General features: G+C 62.5%; 14 protein-coding genes and 2 tRNA genes. All 16 read right to left on the bottom strand.

What is annotated here, in order from left to right:
- Window positions 1-366: 366 nt before the first annotated feature.
- Window positions 367-442, bottom strand: a tRNA-Phe gene (locus AC1DNF_RS34065).
- Between the two features lie 18 nt (window positions 443-460).
- Window positions 461-1156 (bottom strand): response regulator, encoded by a 696-nt coding sequence (locus AC1DNF_RS34060; protein ID WP_478153151.1) that lies wholly within the window; start codon window positions 1154-1156, stop codon window positions 461-463.
- 79 nt (window positions 1157-1235) lie between these two features.
- On the bottom strand, window positions 1236-3503 hold the full coding sequence (locus AC1DNF_RS34055; protein ID WP_478153159.1) for a sensor histidine kinase: 2268 nt from the start codon (window positions 3501-3503) through the stop codon (window positions 1236-1238).
- Window positions 3504-3559: 56 nt separating this feature from the next.
- On the bottom strand, window positions 3560-4072 hold the full coding sequence (locus AC1DNF_RS34050; RefSeq protein ID WP_478153150.1) for a DUF4390 domain-containing protein: 513 nt from the start codon (window positions 4070-4072) through the stop codon (window positions 3560-3562).
- A 97-nt stretch (window positions 4073-4169) separates the two neighbouring features.
- Window positions 4170-5549, bottom strand: a complete 1380-nt coding sequence (gene rsmB / locus AC1DNF_RS34045) for a 16S rRNA (cytosine(967)-C(5))-methyltransferase RsmB (RefSeq protein ID WP_478153157.1) — start codon at window positions 5547-5549, stop codon at window positions 4170-4172.
- Between the two features lie 48 nt (window positions 5550-5597).
- Window positions 5598-6209: a LemA family protein gene (locus AC1DNF_RS34040; protein WP_478153149.1), complete on the bottom strand. Its 612-nt coding sequence runs from the start codon at window positions 6207-6209 to the stop codon at window positions 5598-5600.
- 84 nt (window positions 6210-6293) lie between these two features.
- Window positions 6294-10523, bottom strand: a complete 4230-nt coding sequence (rpoC, locus tag AC1DNF_RS34035; protein ID WP_478153147.1) for a DNA-directed RNA polymerase subunit beta' — start codon at window positions 10521-10523, stop codon at window positions 6294-6296.
- Between the two features lie 20 nt (window positions 10524-10543).
- Window positions 10544-14668: a DNA-directed RNA polymerase subunit beta gene (rpoB, locus tag AC1DNF_RS34030; protein WP_478153146.1), complete on the bottom strand. Its 4125-nt coding sequence runs from the start codon at window positions 14666-14668 to the stop codon at window positions 10544-10546.
- Window positions 14669-14917: 249 nt separating this feature from the next.
- The gene (gene rplL, locus AC1DNF_RS34025; RefSeq protein ID WP_478153144.1) at window positions 14918-15292 is read right to left on the bottom strand and encodes a 50S ribosomal protein L7/L12; all 375 of its coding nucleotides are present in this window, start codon (window positions 15290-15292) and stop codon (window positions 14918-14920) included.
- Between the two features lie 43 nt (window positions 15293-15335).
- Window positions 15336-15869: a 50S ribosomal protein L10 gene (gene rplJ, locus AC1DNF_RS34020; RefSeq protein ID WP_478153142.1), complete on the bottom strand. Its 534-nt coding sequence runs from the start codon at window positions 15867-15869 to the stop codon at window positions 15336-15338.
- Window positions 15870-16113: 244 nt separating this feature from the next.
- Complete coding sequence (gene rplA, locus AC1DNF_RS34015) at window positions 16114-16812, bottom strand: 50S ribosomal protein L1 (protein ID WP_478153140.1); 699 nt, start codon at window positions 16810-16812, stop codon at window positions 16114-16116.
- Window positions 16812-17243 (bottom strand): 50S ribosomal protein L11, encoded by a 432-nt coding sequence (rplK, locus tag AC1DNF_RS34010; protein ID WP_478153139.1) that lies wholly within the window; start codon window positions 17241-17243, stop codon window positions 16812-16814. The genes rplA and rplK overlap by 1 nt, the downstream gene beginning before the upstream one ends.
- A 160-nt stretch (window positions 17244-17403) precedes the next feature.
- A complete protein-coding gene (gene nusG / locus AC1DNF_RS34005; RefSeq protein ID WP_478153137.1) occupies window positions 17404-18000 on the bottom strand; it encodes a transcription termination/antitermination protein NusG in 597 nt (198 codons plus the stop codon).
- Window positions 18000-18383 (bottom strand): preprotein translocase subunit SecE, encoded by a 384-nt coding sequence (secE, locus tag AC1DNF_RS34000; protein ID WP_478153155.1) that lies wholly within the window; start codon window positions 18381-18383, stop codon window positions 18000-18002. Before secE ends, nusG begins: the two co-directional genes overlap by 1 nt.
- A gap of 104 nt (window positions 18384-18487) precedes the next feature.
- Window positions 18488-18563, bottom strand: a tRNA-Trp gene (locus AC1DNF_RS33995).
- Between the two features lie 9 nt (window positions 18564-18572).
- Window positions 18573-18730 (bottom strand): EF-Tu C-terminal domain-related protein (locus AC1DNF_RS33990; RefSeq protein ID WP_478153153.1); only part of this gene is annotated, 158 nt, incomplete at its 5' end.

Genomic DNA, 18730 nt, shown 5'->3' with positions numbered 1-18730 from the left:
AGGTTGCCCAGGGTCTCGTTCTTGACCTTGCCGTCCTCGCGGTAGCTGCGGCGTAGCAGGTGGGTGCGATAGACCTGGTCCTTGTACTTGCGGGTCGTAGTGACGACGTGAGCGGTTCCGGTGCGGGCTGCCATGAATGCCAATATATAGAACAAGAGCCATAATGTCAACTATTTAGTGACTACATATTGACACCAAAAAAATCCTCCGAAGAGGAGGATTCGTGAACCACGACAACCACTTGCCGCTTCTCGAGTGACTACGAAGTACAAGGAACTTCAGTCTAGTTCCTGGCGGCCCCGGAAGAATTGCGGCGGGCAGAAGCAACAAAGCCCTTGATCCTGTTAAGAATCAAGGGCTTGAGATTGGTGGCCTGGGGCGGAATCGAACCACCGACACGCGGATTTTCAATCCGCTGCTCTACCAACTGAGCTACCGGGCCTTGGTGTGCAGCCGACAATTATACAGTGCTGCGACGCCCTCTCGAAAGATCGACGCCAAGTTGCTTGAGTTTGCGATAGAGATGGGTGCGCTCGAGACCTGTCTTCTCGGCCACTCGTGTCATGGAGCCGTTTTCCATGGCGAGGTGAAACTCAAAGTAGGCCTTCTCGAAGCCGTCGCGCGCATCGCGAAGCGGTCGGTCGAGGTCGAAGCTCTGCGTGGATTGCGGACCCGGATCTGCAACCGGCGCCTGCGGCACGGCCGGCACCAATGCACTCTCGCCAACGGTCGTGACCACGGCGGAGAAACTGGTCGTTGCCGGAACCACGCTCGCCGCGGCACGCCGCGCGCTTTCACGTGCGAGCCCCTGCTCGACGGCCTTCAGCAGCTTCTGCAAGGTGATGGGCTTTTCGAGGAACGCGAACGCGCCGATGCGCGTGGCATCGACAGCAGTATCGATCGTTGCGTGGCCGCTCATCATGACGACCGGCATGCTCAGAAGGCCGGCGGCGGACCACTCCTTCAACAGCGTCACACCGTCGGTGTCGGGCATCCATATGTCCAGCAACACGAGATCGGGACGCGCGCGCTGCCGCGCGGCGCGAGCTTCGGCCGCGTTCTCGGCGAGTTCCACGTTGTGGCCTTCGTCATTGAGAATTTCGAAGAGCAGGTCGCGGATGCCCAGCTCGTCGTCGACCACGAGAATGTTTGCCATGAGTGCTTGAAGGTCTGCGCCGGTGTATGTAGTAGGTGATGGGTCCGTTTGCCGGTCCACCCCCGCGCTATGCAAGCGTTCAAGTGGTGGACGACTTCGAATCTTCGGTGTAAGCGACCGCTCCCTGCGGTTCTGCTGCTAGCGCGAATGATAACGAGACTTGCGCGCCTGCCACAGCCCCTTCGACGATGCGATTGGAAAGTTCGATGCGCGCCCCGTGCTCGTCGGCGATTTTCTTGACCACGGCAAGACCGAGCCCGGTGCCCTTGGCCTTGGTTGTGACGTAGGGTTCGAAGGCCCGTTTGAGGATGTTTTCGGCAAACCCGGGGCCGCTATCCTGAACCGTCAGGCGTACGCGCTGCCCCGAATCCCCGAGTCGGGTGCGGATGACGACTTCGCCAGCGCGGCCGGTTCCACTGGCGGTGCTCTCGGCCGCATCCTGGGCGTTCTGCAACAAGTTGTGAATAACCTGCCGAATCTGTTGCGCGTCGCCACGGATCGGCGGGCAGTGTTCGTCGATCTCCGAACGCAGCGCTATGGGGGCGTTTTCCAGCGCGTAGAGCTGCAGCACATCGGTGACCAACGCGTTCAGGTCGACCGGCTTCAGGTCGGCGGCGGGGAGTCGCGCGTAATCACGGAATTCGTTGACGAGTCGTTTCATCGCGTCAACCTGGTCGACGATGGTCTTGACGGACTTGGTAAGGATCGCCTGCTCTGGCGGAGCCACCTTGCCAGACAGCTTCATCTCGAGGCGCTCGGCCGAAAGCTGGATGGGCGTCAGCGGATTCTTGATCTCATGCGCAAGGCGACGCGCGACCTCGCCCCAGGCCTGCGCGCGCTGGGCAGAGACGATTTCGGAGATGTCGTCGAACACCAACAAGCGCTCTGCTCCAGGGAGTTCTGCGCCGCGCGCCACGACATTGATGGCATCCTGCGCCATGCCGTCGCCGCCGGCGTGCAGTTCGAAAGCGTGCTGCCAGTGGTCGATCCCATGCTGGACGCGCTCGACAAGAAAGTCGTCGAACTGCTGTTGCACGCTCTGCGCGAATTCAGCCAGCCCTGGCACCTCCGCCAACGGCAGGCCTTCGTAGGCCGCGAGTGGCGCCCGCAGCACACGGGTGGCGCCCGGGTTGGTGGAGAGCACGATCCCTCGCGCATCGAGCACGATCACGCCGGAAGTCAGGTTGTCCAGGATGGTCTGCAGGTTCGAGCGGGCGGCATCGAGTTCACCCATGGTCTTTTCGACGGCGCCGCGCGCATCCGCCAGCTGCTGGGTCATGACCGCGAACGACCTCGTGAGCCCCCCCAGTTCGTCCTTCCCCTGCAGGACCGCTGTGGGCCTCAGGTCGCCGCCTGCCACCTGGCGCACGCCATCTGCCAGCACGAGCAAGGGCCGCGCGAGTTGATTGCCGAACAGCACCGCGAGCAGCACCGCGCCGAACACCGCGAGAAACAGCGTCAGTGTGAGCGTGCCGATGTACATGCGACGCAAACCTTCGCGTGCAAGCGCTCTCTCCTGGTATTCACGATTGGCTTCCTGAACGGCCAGCGCATTGGCCACGACCGCCGGCGGAATCGATTGGGTCACCTGAAGAAAACGCGGCTCGGTGTTGAACTCGAAACCCAGGCGTTGCACGAGCGCGAGCGCGCGTACGCTGGCCGGGGGCGGCGCGGCCGCGCCGGGCGCGGGTATTTCGTCAAGGCCTTCGATACGCGCGACCGCATGGTCGGTGCGCACCTGGCGCAGCTGCTGGGGGGAGGGTCGCTCAGGATTGAGCTGGAAGCGAGACGCGCCCGCGCCAGCCACCAGTTGCCCGCCACCGGTCCACAGCACCACGTCGCTGGCACCCAGTTGCTCCCGAATGCGCTCGAGCACAAGGCCAGCGCTCGCATCAGGCACGTCGGCGAGTTGGGTACTCGCCGCACGGGTCTTGCTCACAAGATCATCGGACAGGGAGTCCAGCGTGGCCCGACCGAGATTCAGGCCAGCGTCGAGTGCGCCTTCTACCTTGACGTCGAACCAGCTCTCGATCGAGCGCGCGACGAACTGATAGGACACCACGTACACCAGCATGCCGGGCACCACTCCCACGAGCGCAAAAATCGCCGCCAGCTTGATCAGCAGGCGACTGCCGAACTTGCCCTGGCGCAGCCGCCGCAACAACCGGAACGCCACCCAGCCAATCACCAGTACCAGCACGACCGCAACGACCACATTGATGCCGAACAGGCGCGCGTAGTTCTGTTCGTAGAAGGCGCGGTTGTTGGTCGCCTGCGCCAACAGGAACATCAGCACCAGGCCGATCGCTGTCACCATCGCCGCGCCGACACCGATCGCCCAACGCATGGCGCGGGAACGACGCGCCTGCGGTGACCCCCTGGCGCCGCCGCGCGGGGTGGTCCTCACTTCAACCTCTCTAGCGGGAGGCGGACGCTGCGGCTGGTGGAGATGTCCCATTCAGCCTGGCCCACGACACCGATCTGGAAGGGTCGCGGCAGCTGCGAGGTGTCGAGCCGGAATCGGAACGACACCAGGGGCTCCGTTTCGTCGCCGAAATCCGAAATATCGCCCAGCCGAAGACGGCCGATCCGGCGGATGCCGTCCAGGGCGTCCTGGAGCGTGTCGAAATTCTGATTCAGAGACACGCCGAAGCCTGAGTTGGTGATGGGAACCGCGGACATGTTGAGTCGCCAGCGCCGGCTGAGCGGCTGATAGGCCAACCGCATGTGCCGAGTCGCATGTGCAACTTTGAGATCGGTCCAGTACCAGCGTTCCCGATAGACCTCGGCCTCGGCCACGAAATAGATCGCGATCCCTTTCTCGAGCACCTCTTCGACCAGAGGCTGCAAGTCGAATTGCACCTGCGCCGTAAGGTAGACACCATCCTCTGATTGCTCGAGGCGAAGCTGGGTCACCGACGCGGCTGGCGACTGTGCTGACGCCGGGCCTGGCAGCCATGCCAGGACCCAGGCGAGTATCAGCAGCGCGACCAGCGAGGCCGAGCCCCGTCTTTCAGCGCGGCCGCTTCTCAAGCAAAGCGTAGAAGAAACCGTCGTGATCACCCAAGGCATTGTCCGGGACACCGCGCGCATTCATCCCGCTTTGGGGCAGCAAATGCCCCGGCGAGGGCAACAAACGGGCATCGGTGTTGTGTGCAAGGAACGCATCGATCTGGTGCGCGCCCTCCTCGCGGAAGACCGAACAGGTGCAATAAAGCAAGCGACCGCCAGGACGGACCAGCGGCCAAAGGGCGGCCAGCAGCATCGCCTGCTGGAGCGCGAGTTGTGCAATATCGCTCTCGCGGCGCAGCCACCGAACGTCGGGATGACGCCGGACGATGCCGGATGCAGTGCAGGGCGCATCGAGCAGGATGGCGTCGAAAGGTCGGCCGTCCCACCATTCATGCGGTCGTGCCGCGTCTGCAATCACAACCTTGGCGCTCATCCCGATCCGTTTGAGCGTTTCGTCGATCCGGCGGCCGCGTACGGGATCGACTTCCAAAGCGATGAGTTCGATGACGTCAGGCCCAGCCAGCTCCAGCAGATGGGCAGTCTTGCCGCCAGGCGCGGCGCAGGCGTCGAGCACTCGCAAGGGCGCACCGCCGTGCTCGGACTTCAGACCGCCCAGGAGCAGCGGCGCCGCCAGTTGCGCAGCCGCGTCCTGCACCGAGCACTCGCCTTCGGCAAAACCGGGCAGTTGCTGAACCGGCCGCGCGCGCGATAGCTGCAGCCCACTGGGGCCGACCGGGGTGGCATCCAATTCGATGGCCTCCAGCGCCCGCATGTAGGACGCAACGTCCGTCTGCTGCACATTGACCCGCAGCGTCATCGGCGCCTGGGCATTATCGACAGCAAGTACACGCTGCCATTCGCGGGGATAGTCTCGCTTGAGCCGTTCGATCCACCAGCGCGGATGATTCCATTGAGCCACCGGCTCGCGCTCCGTGAGCGCGACAAGCTCGTCGCGCTCACGCAGGAAGCGCCGCAGGCAGGCGTTGATGAAACTCGCCTGCGCACGGGTGCCGGGATTACGCTTTGCGGCCTCTACCGCTTGATCGACGAGGGTGAAGGGTTCATACGGCGAGCGCTCGGCATCCCAAGCCAATGCGAGTGCTGTGCACAGCAAGGCATCAGCCGCCGGTGGCGGTGTTCGCTTGGCCAGCTGCCGGCGCAGAGCCTCAGCCCGGCCGAGCCAGCGGAGAACCTGGAAGCCAAGTGCCTGCACGCCTGGCCGGAGTGAAGGCTCGACGGCTTCGAACGCGACTGCCCCAGAAACCCCCGCGCGAATCGACGTCAAGGCACCAGCCGTGAGCTGCAACTGGCGCCAGAGCGGCGGCGAAGAGGGCGAGGAACCCTGGGCGGAATCTGATGGATCTGACAACTTGTTCTTCAGAAGAATGGGTGGGCGCGGGACTTCCGCATCGATGGAGGGGTAGCCGGATCAGCGCAGCGGCGCAGCTTGCCGCAATTGCATGATCCACGCCACAAGGAGCGCGGGAAACTGACTGACGGCCGCGTTGTATCGCGTCACCGCCAGATTGAACTGGTTACGGGCGATTTCAGCCGCAGGCGAAGGCTCTGGCCAGGCGATCGGCGCCGTACCGTTGGTCGGCTCGTCCTTGTCGCCCAGACCCGCGGGCCGCGACAAGGTGCCGTCGGCCTCGAAGCTGACGACCGATTCGGGATGCCCGCGCTGCCAGGCCGAAAGCATCACGTGCAGCGCCGTGGCGAGGGCGGCGAGCCGGGTCGGGTCCAGCGGCTGCAGGCGCGTCGCAGCCAGCAGGGTTGCCAACTGGGCGGCCGCGGCCTGAACGGCTGTGCCGGAGCGAGCTGCCTCGGGCGCCGGATCTGGATCCTGAGCCGACACCTGCTGCTCCTGCGCCGCACGCGTCTGCACGAAGTCCAGTTGCCGCACGAGCGCCGCGTCAAGCGCCGCATAGGCCTGCAATGCCGTCGATCGAAGGCGCATGAGTCGGTTGTAGGCGCCGACGAACCAGAACAGCACAAGGCCGCCGGCGATCCAGAAGGGAAGCCCGTCGGACATGCCGCTCATGGCTGCCGCCGCCAGAAAAAAGCCCCCGATCCACGGGCGGAAGGGGGGCGTTTGAGACCGGTCATGGCCGGTGATGCTAACCAGTTATTCGGTCGCGGCGCTTTCGCTGGCGTCGGCCGTGCTCGCATCGTCGCTCGAAGTGCCGGCCAGTTCGGCGGCTTCCGATTCGGCGATCGCGCGGCGCTCGGCTTCGTCCATGGCGTCCTTGACCTTGCGTGCCTGGTGGTACGCCATGCCGGTGCCTGCGGGAATCAGGCGACCGACGATGACGTTTTCCTTCAGGCCGCGCAGTTCGTCGCGCTTGCCCATGATCGCCGCTTCGGTCAACACACGCGTCGTTTCCTGGAACGACGCGGCGCTGATGAAGCTGTCGGTCGACAACGACGCCTTGGTAATACCAAGCAGCAGGTTGGTGAAGGTCGCGGGCATCTTGCCTTCGGCGCGCAGGGCGTCGTTGGTGTTGAGCATTTCGCTGCGCTCGACCTGTTCGCCGGCGATGTAGTTCGTGTCGCCCACGCTCTCGACCACAACACGGCGCAGCATCTGGCGAACAATCACCTCGATGTGCTTGTCGTTGATCTTCACGCCTTGGAGACGGTACACGTCCTGGACTTCGTCCACGATGTAGCGCGCGAGTTCTTCCGATCCCAGCAGGCGCAGGATGTCCTGCGGATCCGCCGGGCCGTCGACCACGCTTTCGCCCTTGTTCACCACCTGGCCTTCGTGCACCAGGATGTTCTTTTCCTTCGGCACGAGGTCTTCCCAGACCTTGCCTTCCGGATCGGTGATCTGCAGACGGATCTTGCCCTTGGTCTCCTTACCGAACGACACGGTACCCGTCATCTCGGCAAGCATGCCCTTGTCCTTCGGCGAGCGCGCCTCGAACAGTTCAGCCACGCGCGGCAGACCGCCGGTGATGTCGCGGGTCTTCTGGCCTTCGACCGGTATACGCGCCAGCACTTCGCCCGGGCCCACTTCCTGACCGTCGCGCACCTGCACCAGCGCACCGATCGGGAAGCCGATCGTCACCGAATGGTCGGTACCCGGGATCTTGACCTCGGCGCCGGCGGCGTCGATCAGCTTCACTTGCGGTCGCACCACCTTGGCAGCGCCGCGGCGCTTCGGATCGATCACGACCAGCGTCGACAGGCCCGTGACCTCATCGACCTGCTTGGCGACCGTCAGACCTTCCTCGACGTTCTCGAACTTCGCCGTACCGGCGAATTCCGTGATGATCGGGCGGGTCAGCGGGTCCCAATTGGCGAGCACATGGCCGGCCTTGATCTGCTGGTCAGCCTTCACCGCCAGCGTGGCGCCGTAAGGCACCTTGTGGCGCTCGCGCTCACGGCCATGTTCGTCATGAATGACGATCTCGCCCGAACGCGCGATCACGACCAGCTCGTTCTTGCTGTTGGTCACATAGCGCATCGTGGCGTTGAAGCCGATCACGCCATTGGACTTGGCTTCGACGCTCGATGCCACGGCTGCACGCGACGCCGCACCGCCGATGTGGAAGGTCCGCATCGTGAGCTGGGTCCCGGGTTCGCCGATCGACTGCGCCGCGATCACGCCGACCGCCTCGCCGTTGTTCACCAGGCCACCGCGGCCGAGGTCGCGGCCGTAGCACTTGGCGCAGAGACCGAAGCGCGTCGAGCAGGTCAGCGCCGTGCGAACCTTGACCTCGTCCACACCTTCCAGTTCGAGCGCTTCGATCACGTCTTCATCGAGCATGTCGCCGGCCTGGGCGAGCACGGCACGCGTCTCGGGATGCAGGATGTCTTCGGCCGCAGTACGACCGAGAATGCGGTCGCGCAGCGATTCGATCACTTCACCACCTTCGACGATCGCGCGCATCACTGCGCCGTCCTGCGTGCCGCAGTCCTGCTCGATCACCACCAGATCCTGAGTCACGTCGACCAGGCGACGCGTCAGGTAACCCGAGTTCGCGGTCTTCAACGCCGTATCGGCCAGGCCCTTGCGAGCACCGTGGGTGGAGATGAAGTACTCCAACACGTTCAGGCCTTCACGGAAGTTGGCGGTGATGGGCGTCTCGATGATCGAGCCATCCGGCTTGGCCATCAGACCCCGCATGCCGGCCACCTGCCGGATCTGCGCGGCCGAACCGCGCGCGCCCGAGTCGGCCATCATGTAGATCGAATTGAAGGATTCCTGCTCGACTTCATTGCCGTGACGATCGGTGGCCTTCTCCTTGGAGAGCTTGGCCATCATGACCTTCGACACTTCGTCGCCGGCCTTGCCCCAGATGTCCACGACCTTGTTGTAGCGTTCGCCGGAGGTGACCAGACCCGAGACATACTGCTGTTCGATCTCCTTCACTTCCTTGGCAGAGCGCTCGATGATGCCGTGCTTCTCGGCCGGCACCAGCATGTCGTCGATCGCGATCGAGATCCCTGCCTTGGTCGCCAGACGGAAACCGTTCTGCAACAGCTTGTCCGCGAAGACCACGGTCTCCTTCAGACCGCACTTGCGGAAGGAGACGTTGATCAGCTTGGAGATCTCCTTCTTCTTCAGCGCCTTGTTGATGTTCGAGAACGGCAGGCCCTTGGGCAGGATCTCGGACAAGAGCGCACGGCCGACCGTCGTGTCCTGGAGCGTGGTCGACGGCGTGAACTCGCCGGTCTCCTTGTCCTTCGTGTACTCGGTGATGCGCACGCTCACCTTGGCGGTGAGTTCGACCACGTTGGCGTCGAGTGCGCGCTGCACTTCACCGATATCGGAGAAGATCAGGCCCTCGCCCTTGCCGTTGATGCGATCGCGGGTCGTGTAGTACAGACCCAGCACCACGTCCTGCGACGGCACGATCGACGGTTCCCCGTTGGCCGGAAACAGCACGTTGTTGGAGGCCAGCATCAGCGTGCGAGCTTCCATCTGGGCTTCGACCGACAGGGGCACGTGGACGGCCATCTGGTCGCCGTCGAAGTCGGCGTTGAAGGCCGCGCAAACCAGCGGGTGCAGCTGGATCGCCTTGCCTTCGATCAGGATCGGCTCGAAAGCCTGGATACCCAAGCGATGCAGCGTCGGAGCGCGGTTCAGCATCACCGGGTGCTCCTTGATCACCTCTTCAAGGATGTCCCACACCACCGGCGTACCCGATTCCACTTCCTTCTTCGCCGCCTTGATGGTGGTCGCAATGCCCATGGCTTCCAGGCGCGAGAAGATGAAGGGCTTGAACAGCTCCAGCGCCATCAGCTTCGGCAGACCGCACTGGTGCAGCTTGAGCGTCGGGCCCACCACGATGACCGAACGGCCGGAGTAGTCGACGCGCTTGCCCAGCAAGTTCTGGCGGAAACGACCGCTCTTGCCCTTGATCATGTCGGCCAGCGACTTCAACGCACGCTTGTTGGCGCCCGTCATGGCCTTGCCACGGCGACCGTTGTCCAGCAGCGAGTCGACCGCTTCCTGGAGCATCCGCTTTTCGTTGCGGGCGATGATTTCCGGCGCCTTCAGTTCGAGCAGGCGGCGCAGGCGGCTGTTGCGGTTGATGACGCGACGATAGAGGTCGTTCAGGTCGGAGGTCGCGAAGCGGCCGCCGTCCAGCGGCACCAGCGGACGCAGGTCCGGCGGCAGCACCGGCAGAACTTCGAGCACCATCCAGTTGGGCTTGATGCCCGACTTGCGGAAGGCTTCGAGCACCTTGAGGCGCTTGGAGTTCTTCTTGACCTTCACTTCGGAGCCGGTCAGATCGCCGCGCAGCTTCTCGATCTCGCTGTCGAGTTCGATGCCTTCCAGCAGGTCCTTGATGCCTTCAGCGCCCATCTTGGCGATGAACTCGTCACCGTATTCCTTGCGCTTGGCGTCGTAGTCGTCTTCCGACATGATGCCGAACTTCTTCAGCGGCGTCATGCCCGGATCGGTGATCACGTAGGCTTCGAAGTAAAGCACGCGTTCGATATCGCGCAGCGTCATGTCGAGCACGAGGCCCAGACGCGACGGCAGCGACTTCAGGAACCAGATGTGGGCGCAAGGCGCAGCCAGGTCGATGTGACCCATGCGCTCGCGGCGCACCTTGGTCTGCGTGACTTCAACGCCGCACTTCTCGCAGATCACGCCACGATGCTTCAGGCGCTTGTACTTGCCGCACAGGCATTCGTAGTCCTTGATGGGGCCGAAAATCTTGGCACAGAACAGGCCATCACGTTCCGGCTTGAAAGTCCGGTAGTTGATGGTCTCGGGCTTCTTCACCTCGCCGAATGACCAGGAGCGGATCTTCTCGGGCGATGCCATGCCGATACGAATGGCATCGAAATGCTCATCGGGCGTGAATTGCTTGAACAGGTCGAGTAATGACTTCATGTGACTCTTTCCTTTTCTGCTTATGAGCGTTCGAGTTCAATGTCCAGGCCCAAGGAACGAATTTCCTTGACCAGCACATTGAACGATTCCGGCATGCCGGCTTCGATCGAGTGTTCGCCCTTGACGATGCTCTCGTACACCTTGGTACGGCCTTGAACGTCGTCGGACTTCACGGTCAGCATTTCCTGCAGGACATAGGCAGCGCCGTAAGCTTCGAGCGCCCACACTTCCATTTCCCCGAAACGCTGGCCGCCGAACTGGGCCTTGCCGCCCAAGGGCTGCTGGGTCACCAGGCTGTACGGACCGGTCGAACGCGCGTGCATCTTGTCGTCCACCAAGTGGTGCAGCTTGAGCACGTGCATGTAGCCGACCGTGACGGGCCGCTCGAACTGGTCGCCGGTGCGACCGTCGTACAGATACGCCTGGGTGCGCGTATCGGTCAGGCCCTTGATCTTGGCGATCTCCTCGGGATACGCGAGCTTCAGCATGCCGCGGATTTCTTCTTCCGAGGCGCCGTCGAACACAGGCGTCGCGAACGGAACGCCGCTCGACAGGTTACCCGCCATCTCGAGCACATCGGTGTCGCTGAGCTTGCTCAGGTCTTCCTTACGGCCCGATCCGTTGTAGAGCTGGTCCAGGAACTTGCGCAACTCGGCCACCTTGGCTTCGGCTTGCAGCATGTCACCGATGCGCTGGCCAATGCCCTTGCCGGCCCAGCCCAGATGCACTTCGAGCACCTGGCCGACGTTCATCCGCGAAGGCACGCCCAGCGGGTTCAGGCAGATGTCGCACGGTGTGCCGTCGGCCATGTGGGGCATGTCTTCGACCGGAACGATCTTCGACACCACACCCTTGTTGCCGTGGCGGCCGGCCATCTTGTCGCCGGGTTGGAGGCGGCGCTTGACGGCAAGGTAGACCTTGACCATCTTCAGCACGCCCGCGGGCAACTCATCACCCTGCGTGAGCTTCTTGCGCTTTTCTTCGAACGCGAGGTCGAAGCTGTGGCGCGTCTGCTCGAGCGAGTTCTTGATCGACTCGAGCTGCCCCGCAACCTCGTCTTCCGCCGGGCGGATGTCGAACCAGTGGAACTTCTCGATCGAGGCCAGGTAGGCCTTGTCGAGCTTGGTGCCCTTGGCAAGCTTGTTCGGGCCACCATTGGCGATCTTCCCGATCAGGAGCTTCTCGATCCGGTCGAACGCGTCGGCTTCGACGATGCGGAGCTGGTCGTTCAGGTCGAGGCGGAAGCGCTTCAGCTCGTCGTCGATGATCTGCTGGGCACGCTTGTCACGCGTGATGCCTTCGCGAGTGAACACCTGCACGTCGATCACCGTGCCTTGCGAACCCTGGTCGACGCGCAGCGAGGTGTCCTTCACGTCGGAAGCCTTCTCGCCGAAGATCGCGCGCAGCAGCTTTTCTTCAGGCGTCAGCGTGGTCTCGCCCTTGGGCGTGACCTTGCCGACCAGCGTGTCGCCCGGCTGCACTTCAGCACCGACGTAGATGATGCCCGACTCGTCCAGGCGATTGAGCTGTTGCTCGGCCAGGTTAGGGATGTCGCGTGTGATTTCCTCGGCGCCGAGCTTGGTATCGCGCGCCATCACGACCAGTTCCTCGATATGGATCGAGGTGTAGCGGTCTTCGGCCACGACACGTTCGCTGATCAGGATCGAGTCTTCGAAGTTGTAGCCGTTCCAGGGCATGAACGCGACCAGCATGTTCTGGCCAAGGGCCAGCTCTCCGAGGTCTGTCGATGCGCCGTCGGCTACCACGTCGCCCTTGGCGATCTTGTCCCCGCGCTTGACGATCGGGCGCTGATGGATGTTGGTGTTCTGGTTCGAACGCTGATACTTGATCAGGTTGTAGATGTCCACACCGACTTCACCGGCAGCCGCTTCGGCGTCGTTCACGCGCACCACGATGCGGGTGGCATCGACATAGTCGACGATGCCGCCGCGAGTGGCAGTGACCACGGTGCCCGAGTCGACCGCGGAGACGCGCTCGATACCGGTGCCGACGAAGGCCTTCTCCGGACGCAGGACGGGCACGGCCTGACGCTGCATGTTGGCGCCCATCAGCGCGCGGTTCGCATCGTCATGCTCCAGGAACGGAACGAGCGATGCGGCCACCGACACGATCTGCGCGGGCGACACGTCCATGTACTGCACGCGCTCGGCGCTCACCAGGATCGACTCGCCGGCTTCGCGCGCCGAGACGAGGTCACCGGTCAGCTGGCCATCCTTGTCGAGGGCGGCGTTCGCCTGGGCGATCACGTACTTGCCTTCTTCAATGGCGGACAGGTAGTCGATCTCCATCGTGACCTTGCTGTCGATCACGCGGCGGTACGGCGTTTCGATGAAGCCGTATTCGTTCAGGCGGGCGTACAGGGCCAGTGAATTGATCAGACCGATGTTCGGGCCTTCCGGCGTTTCGATCGGGCACACGCGGCCGTAGTGCGTGACGTGAACGTCGCGCACCTCGAAGCCGGCACGTTCGCGGGTCAGGCCGCCCGGGCCAAGAGCCGAGACTCGACGCTTGTGCGTGATCTCGGACAGCGGGTTCGTCTGGTCCATGAACTGCGACAGCTGCGAAGCACCGAAGAACTCCTTCAACGCGGCCGAGATCGGCTTGCTGTTGATGAGGTCGTGCGGCATCAGCGGTTCCTGCTCGGCCTGGCCCAGGCGCTCCTTCACAGCCTTCTCGATCCGAGCCAGACCCGTGCGGTACTGGTTCTCGGCCAGTTCGCCGACGCAACGCACCCGGCGATTGCCCAGGTGGTCGATGTCATCGACCTCGCCACGGCCGTTGCGCAGGTCGACAAGGATCTTGACCACGGCCAGGATGTCCTCGTTGGTCAGCACCATCGGACCGGTCGACTCGTCGCGTCCGACCTTGGCATTGAACTTCATCCGACCGACGCGCGACAGGTCGTAGGTGTCCGGGTTGTAGAAGAGGCGCTGGAACAGGGCCTGCACGGCGTCTTCCGTCGGTGGTTCGCCGGGACGCATCATGCGGTAGATGGCCACGCGGGCCGCGAACTCATCGACCGTCTCGTCGATGCGCAGCGTCTGCGAAATGTAGGCGCCCTGGTCGAGTTCGTTGGTGTAGATGGCCTGCACGTCCTGCACGCCGGCCGAGCGCAGCTTCTTCAGCAGTGCTTCGGTCAATTCGTCGTTGGCCTTCGCCAGGATCTCGCCGGAGTCGGGGTCGACGATGTTGCGAGCCACGACGCGACCGACCAGGAAGTCTTCCGGAACGCTGATATGGGTGGTGCCGTTCTGCTCGAGTTCGCGAGTGTGGCGCGCGGTGACGCGCTTGTCCTTGGCGACCACGACCTTGCCGGACTTGTCGGTGATGTCGAAGCGGGCGACCTCACCGCGCAGGCGCTCGGAGACGAACTCCATCTGCGCCCCGCTGTCCATCAGGCGGAAGTTGTCATTCACGAAGAAGTTCGCAAGGATCGACTCCGGATTCAGGCCGATGGCCTTCAGCAGGATCGTGACCGGCATCTTGCGACGACGATCGACGCGGAAGTACAGCATGTCCTTGGGGTCGAACTCGAAGTCGAGCCACGAACCGCGGTAAGGAATAACGCGAGCCGAGAACAACAGCTTGCCCGAGCTGTGCGTCTTGCCCTTGTCGTGCTCGAAAAATACCCCAGGCGAACGGTGCAACTGAGACACGATGACGCGCTCGGTGCCGTTGATGATGAAGGAACCCTTTTCGGTCATGAGCGGCACTTCGCCCATGTAGACCTCTTGTTCCTTCACCTCCTTGACCACCTTCGACTGCGAGGTCGACGACTCGCGGTCATAGATGATGAGTTGCACCTTCGCGCGGACTGCCGAAGCGAAGGTCAAGCCACGGGTCTGGCATTCACGCACGTCGAAAGCAGGCTTCGCGAGGTTGTATTCGAGGAACTTCATCTCGACAAAACCGTTGTGCGAGACGATGGGGAACGCCGCGTCGAAGGCGGCCTGAAGGCCTTCCACGGTGCGCTTCTGCGGTGGAATGCCGGCTTGCAGGAACGCGGTGTATGCGTCCTTCTGCATCTGCAGCAAGTAGGGGATTTCGACGACGCTGTCGCGGTTACCGAAGTTCTTTCGGATGCGCTTGCGTTCGGTGTAACTGTACGTGGACGTTTGGGCCATGAGAGCTCCGGGGCTTGAGATCTTCAGCGACTTGTCAGCAATGCTTTCGCACCACTGCTTGGCGGCTGGCCACTACCAGCCGTTGGCGGACAGTGATGCGTTGCACATCACCCGAACCAAGGGGTCTTCTGCAGTCGGGGTCAGAAGACACTCAAAAGCCGCGTGGACACGGCAGCTTTTGGGTGCGCTCTGAAAGCGGTAAAGGCTGGAGGGCCTTCCGGCACACTCCAGCCCTTCAGCGGGACCGAATTACTTCAGTTCCACCTTGGCGCCAGCATCTTCCAGCTTCTTCTTGGCGGCTTCGGCATCTGCCTTCGACAGACCTTCCTTGACGGCCTTGGGAGCGGCTTCCACCAGGTCCTTGGCTTCCTTGAGGCCCAGGCCGGTGATTTCGCGCACTGCCTTGATCGCCGACACCTTGTTTGCGCCCGCATCCATCAGCATGACGTTGAACTCGGTCTTCTCTTCGACCACAGCGGCGGCGGCACCACCGGCGGCGGCAGGAGCCGACATCGCTGCGGCGCTCACGCCGAACTTCTCTTCGATGGCTTTCACCAGGTCGTTGAGTTCCAGGACCGTCATGCTGTCGAGCGCGGTCAGAAATGCGTCTTTATCGAATGCCATTTTTGTTTCCTAACAATTGGGTTGAATATTTCAAACGCAAGGCTCAAGCGGCTTGCGGTTCCTCGGCCGGAGCTTCGGCCGGCGCTTCGCCACCACCACGTTTCTCGGCGAGCGCGGCCAGAACACGGGCCGTGCGCGAGATCGGGGACTGCATCAAGCCCAGCAGTTGAGCCAGCAACACTTCCTTCGAAGGGATGTTGGCCAACTGCTTCACGCCGTCCACGTCCAGGGCCTTGCCACCGAATGCGCCGCCGCGAATCACCAACTTGTCGTTGGTCTTCGCGAAATCGGCCACCACTTTCGCGGCAGCCACAGCGTCTTCGGAAAAGCCGTAGATCAGCGGGCCGGTCATCTGGTCACCGAGGATCTCAAATGCGCTACCAGCGACAGCACGGCGTGCCAGCGTGTTTTTCAACACGCTGAGATTCACACCCTTGCTGCGCGCGTCGTTGCGCAGTTTGGTCATATCGGCAACCGTGATGCCACGGTATTCCGCCAGCACGAGCGTTTGAGCTTTTGCGGCGAGGCTGGTCACATCACTGATGACCGCTTCTTTCTCACTGCGATTCAGACTCAAGGTCTACTCCTTTTCAATGCACCCCTCGGCCGAGGCCTCAAGGCGCGCTTCATGCAGCGACCAACTGTTTCGGAAACGAATTCCTTTGCAGCGGGATCGCCATCTGCGCTGGTTGTCCACACGACGGTGGGACGATTAAGTGCAAGCCCTCCTGCACACCAGCGGTCTTGGATGGCTCGCGGCAACCGAAGCTGCCGCGACCCACCACATTGCCCCACCCCCGGAAGGGCGAGGCAAATCTTCTTCAGCTCGCCGAAATGGTTTGCGTGTCCACGCGGACACCCAGACCCATGGTCGACGAGACGGCAACCTTGCGCAGGTACACGCCCTTGCTCGTTGCGGGCTTGGCCTTGACCAGTGCTTCGATCAGCGCGGCAAGATTGCCTTGCAACTTGTCTGCGTCGAAGGAGCGACGGCCGATCGTGCCGTGCACGATGCCCGCCTTGTCGACACGGAACTGCACCTGACCGGCCTTGGCGTTCTTCACCGCCGTGGCGACGTCGGGCGTGACCGTTCCGACCTTCGGATTGGGCATGAGACCGCGCGGACCGAGGATCTGGCCCAGCGTCCCGACCACGCGCATGGCGTCCGGTGCTGCGATCACGACGTCGAAAGGCATGTCGCCAGCCTTCACCATCGCAGCCAAGTCATCCATGCCGACGATATCGGCGCCAGCGGCTTTGGCTTCTTCAGCCTTGGCGCCCTGGGCGAACACCGCGACGCGCTTCGTCTTGCCGGTGCCGTTAGGCAGCACGACGGCGCCGCGAACGACTTGGTCAGACTTCTTCGCATCGATGCCCAGTTGCACAGCCACGTCGATGGACTCATCGAACTTGGCCGTGGCCGCCTCTTTGACAAGCCCGATAGCGTCGGAGAGTGCGTACAGCTTGTTGCTGTCGACCTTGCCCGCTAGCGCCTTTTGCTTCTTGGTGATCTTGGCCATTACACGCCCTCCACATTCACGCCCATCGAACGGGCGGAGCCGGCGATGGTACGCACCGCGGCATCCAGATCGGCAGCAGTCAGATCCTTCATCTTGGTCTTGGCGATTTCTTCGAGCTGTGCGCGCGTGATCTTGCCGACCTTGTCCGTATGCGGACGTGCCGAACCCTTGTCGAGCTTGATGGCCTTCTTGATCAAGGTGACCGCCGGCGGCGTCTTGATGATGAACGTGAAGCTCTTGTCGGCGAATGCGGTGATGACCACCGGCAGCGGCAGGCCCGGCTCGACGCCCTGGGTCTGCGCGTTGAACGCCTTGCAGAATTCCATGATGTTCAAACCGCGCTGGCCCAGTGCGGGGCCGATGGGCGGCGATGGATTGGCTTTACCAGCTGGCACTTGCAGCTTGATGAAGCCGACGATTTTTTTCGCCATGCTTTTCTCCTTGCGGGTGATAACGCCTTGGCTTTTTCAGCCGCAGCTCCCCGGGGTTGACGACTCTGACACCGAAGCCTTGCGCCGAGTCGGGAAGCGCAAAGCCCATGCAATCATTTCAGGATGGAACACAGGTCGTCGCGACCCATCCTGCAAGAACTCAAGTCTTTTCGACTTGGCTGAATTCGAGCTCAACAGGCGTCGCGCGGCCGAAAATCATGACCGACACACGCACCTTGCTCTTTTCGTAGTTGACTTCCTCGACCGTGCCATTGAAATCCGTGAACGGACCTTCCTTGACGCGAACGAACTCGCCAACAACGAACTCCACCTTGTGGCGTGGCTTGGCGGTGCCTTGCTGCATCTGGCCAACGATGTCCTCAACCTCTTTTTGCGAGATTGGGGCTGGGCGGTTCTTGGCCCCACCGACGAACCCGGTCACTTTGTTGGTGTGCTTCACCAGGTGCCAGCTTTCGTCGTCCATGATCATTTCCACCAGGACGTACCCCGGGAAGAAACGACGCTCGGTCGTGCGCTTCTGCCCATTCTTGATCTCGACCACTTCCTCGGTCGGGACCAGGATGCGACCGAACTTGCTCTGCATGCCAGCGCGATTGATGCGCTCGAGGATGTTGCGCTCGACGGCCTTCTCCATGCCGGAATACGCATGCACCACATACCACCGAAGGTCGGGATTGGCAGCAGGAACCAGCAGAGGATGAACCTCCGGGGTGGTTTCGACAGCTTCGTCAGTCATTATTTTCTCCAGCCCAGAATAAGGTCAAAGAACACCCATTCGAGCGTCTTGTCAGTGAGCCAAAGGAAGACGGACATGATCGCGACGAAGGCAAACACATATGCCGTCATCTGGATCGTTTCCTTGCGCGAAGGCCACACAACCTTCTTGACTTCGCGCCACGAATCGCGGCCAAAAGCCCAAAGCTGCCGGCCACTCTCCGAACTTGCGAACGCGCCGACGGCGGCAGCGAGACCCACCAGCAAGGCAACCCACTGCACAACCGCGCCCTGGCGCGAAAGCAGATAGAACGCCACGATGGCGCCCACCGCGAGCACGGCAGCGCCAGCCAGCTTGGCCTTATCTGCATTCGTACTGACGGTTTCGATTTGAGAAGTAGCCATCTTGGGCAAGGTTCCTGCGGCCATCAGGCCTTCTATACATCACGTCTTCTTGAGACGCCGAAGCCCGTCAGATCATGACGGGCTTTTTCAGGGCCACCCTCAGGTGGCAGGGGCAGTAGGAATCGAACCTACAACCTTCGGTTTTGGAGACCGACGCTCTGCCAATTGAGCTATACCCCTTCGCGATTCTTAATCGATGATCTTTGCCACGACGCCCGAGCCCACGGTACGGCCGCCTTCGCGGATCGCAAAGCGCAGGCCTTCTTCCATGGCGATCGGGTTGATCAGCTTCACCGTGATCGACACGTTGTCGCCCGGCATGACCATTTCCTTGTCCGCGGGCAGTT

It is taken from the genome of Variovorax sp. 01T432, from assembly GCF_056398605.1.
Note: the sequence above shows the minus strand (reverse complement) of the source record. Positions and strands in the feature narration are given on the sequence as shown.

Excerpts from the sequence above, each read along its gene's own strand:
- AC1DNF_RS34060 (WP_478153151.1), bottom strand. The coding sequence starts at position 1,156 with ATGGCAAACATTCTCGTGGTCGACGACGAGCTGGGCATCCGCGACCTG.
- AC1DNF_RS34055 (WP_478153159.1), bottom strand. The coding sequence starts at position 3,503 with ATGCGTTGGGCGATCGGTGTCGGCGCGGCGATGGTGACAGCGATCGGC.
- AC1DNF_RS34040 (WP_478153149.1), bottom strand. The coding sequence starts at position 6,209 with ATGAGCGGCATGTCCGACGGGCTTCCCTTCTGGATCGCCGGCGGCCTT.
- rpoC (WP_478153147.1), bottom strand. The coding sequence starts at position 10,523 with ATGAAGTCATTACTCGACCTGTTCAAGCAATTCACGCCCGATGAGCAT.
- rpoB (WP_478153146.1), bottom strand. The coding sequence starts at position 14,668 with ATGGCCCAAACGTCCACGTACAGTTACACCGAACGCAAGCGCATCCGA.
- rplL (WP_478153144.1), bottom strand. The coding sequence starts at position 15,292 with ATGGCATTCGATAAAGACGCATTTCTGACCGCGCTCGACAGCATGACG.
- rplA (WP_478153140.1), bottom strand. The coding sequence starts at position 16,812 with ATGGCCAAGATCACCAAGAAGCAAAAGGCGCTAGCGGGCAAGGTCGAC.
- rplK (WP_478153139.1), bottom strand. The coding sequence starts at position 17,243 with ATGGCGAAAAAAATCGTCGGCTTCATCAAGCTGCAAGTGCCAGCTGGT.
- nusG (WP_478153137.1), bottom strand. The coding sequence starts at position 18,000 with ATGACTGACGAAGCTGTCGAAACCACCCCGGAGGTTCATCCTCTGCTG.
- secE (WP_478153155.1), bottom strand. The coding sequence starts at position 18,383 with ATGGCTACTTCTCAAATCGAAACCGTCAGTACGAATGCAGATAAGGCC.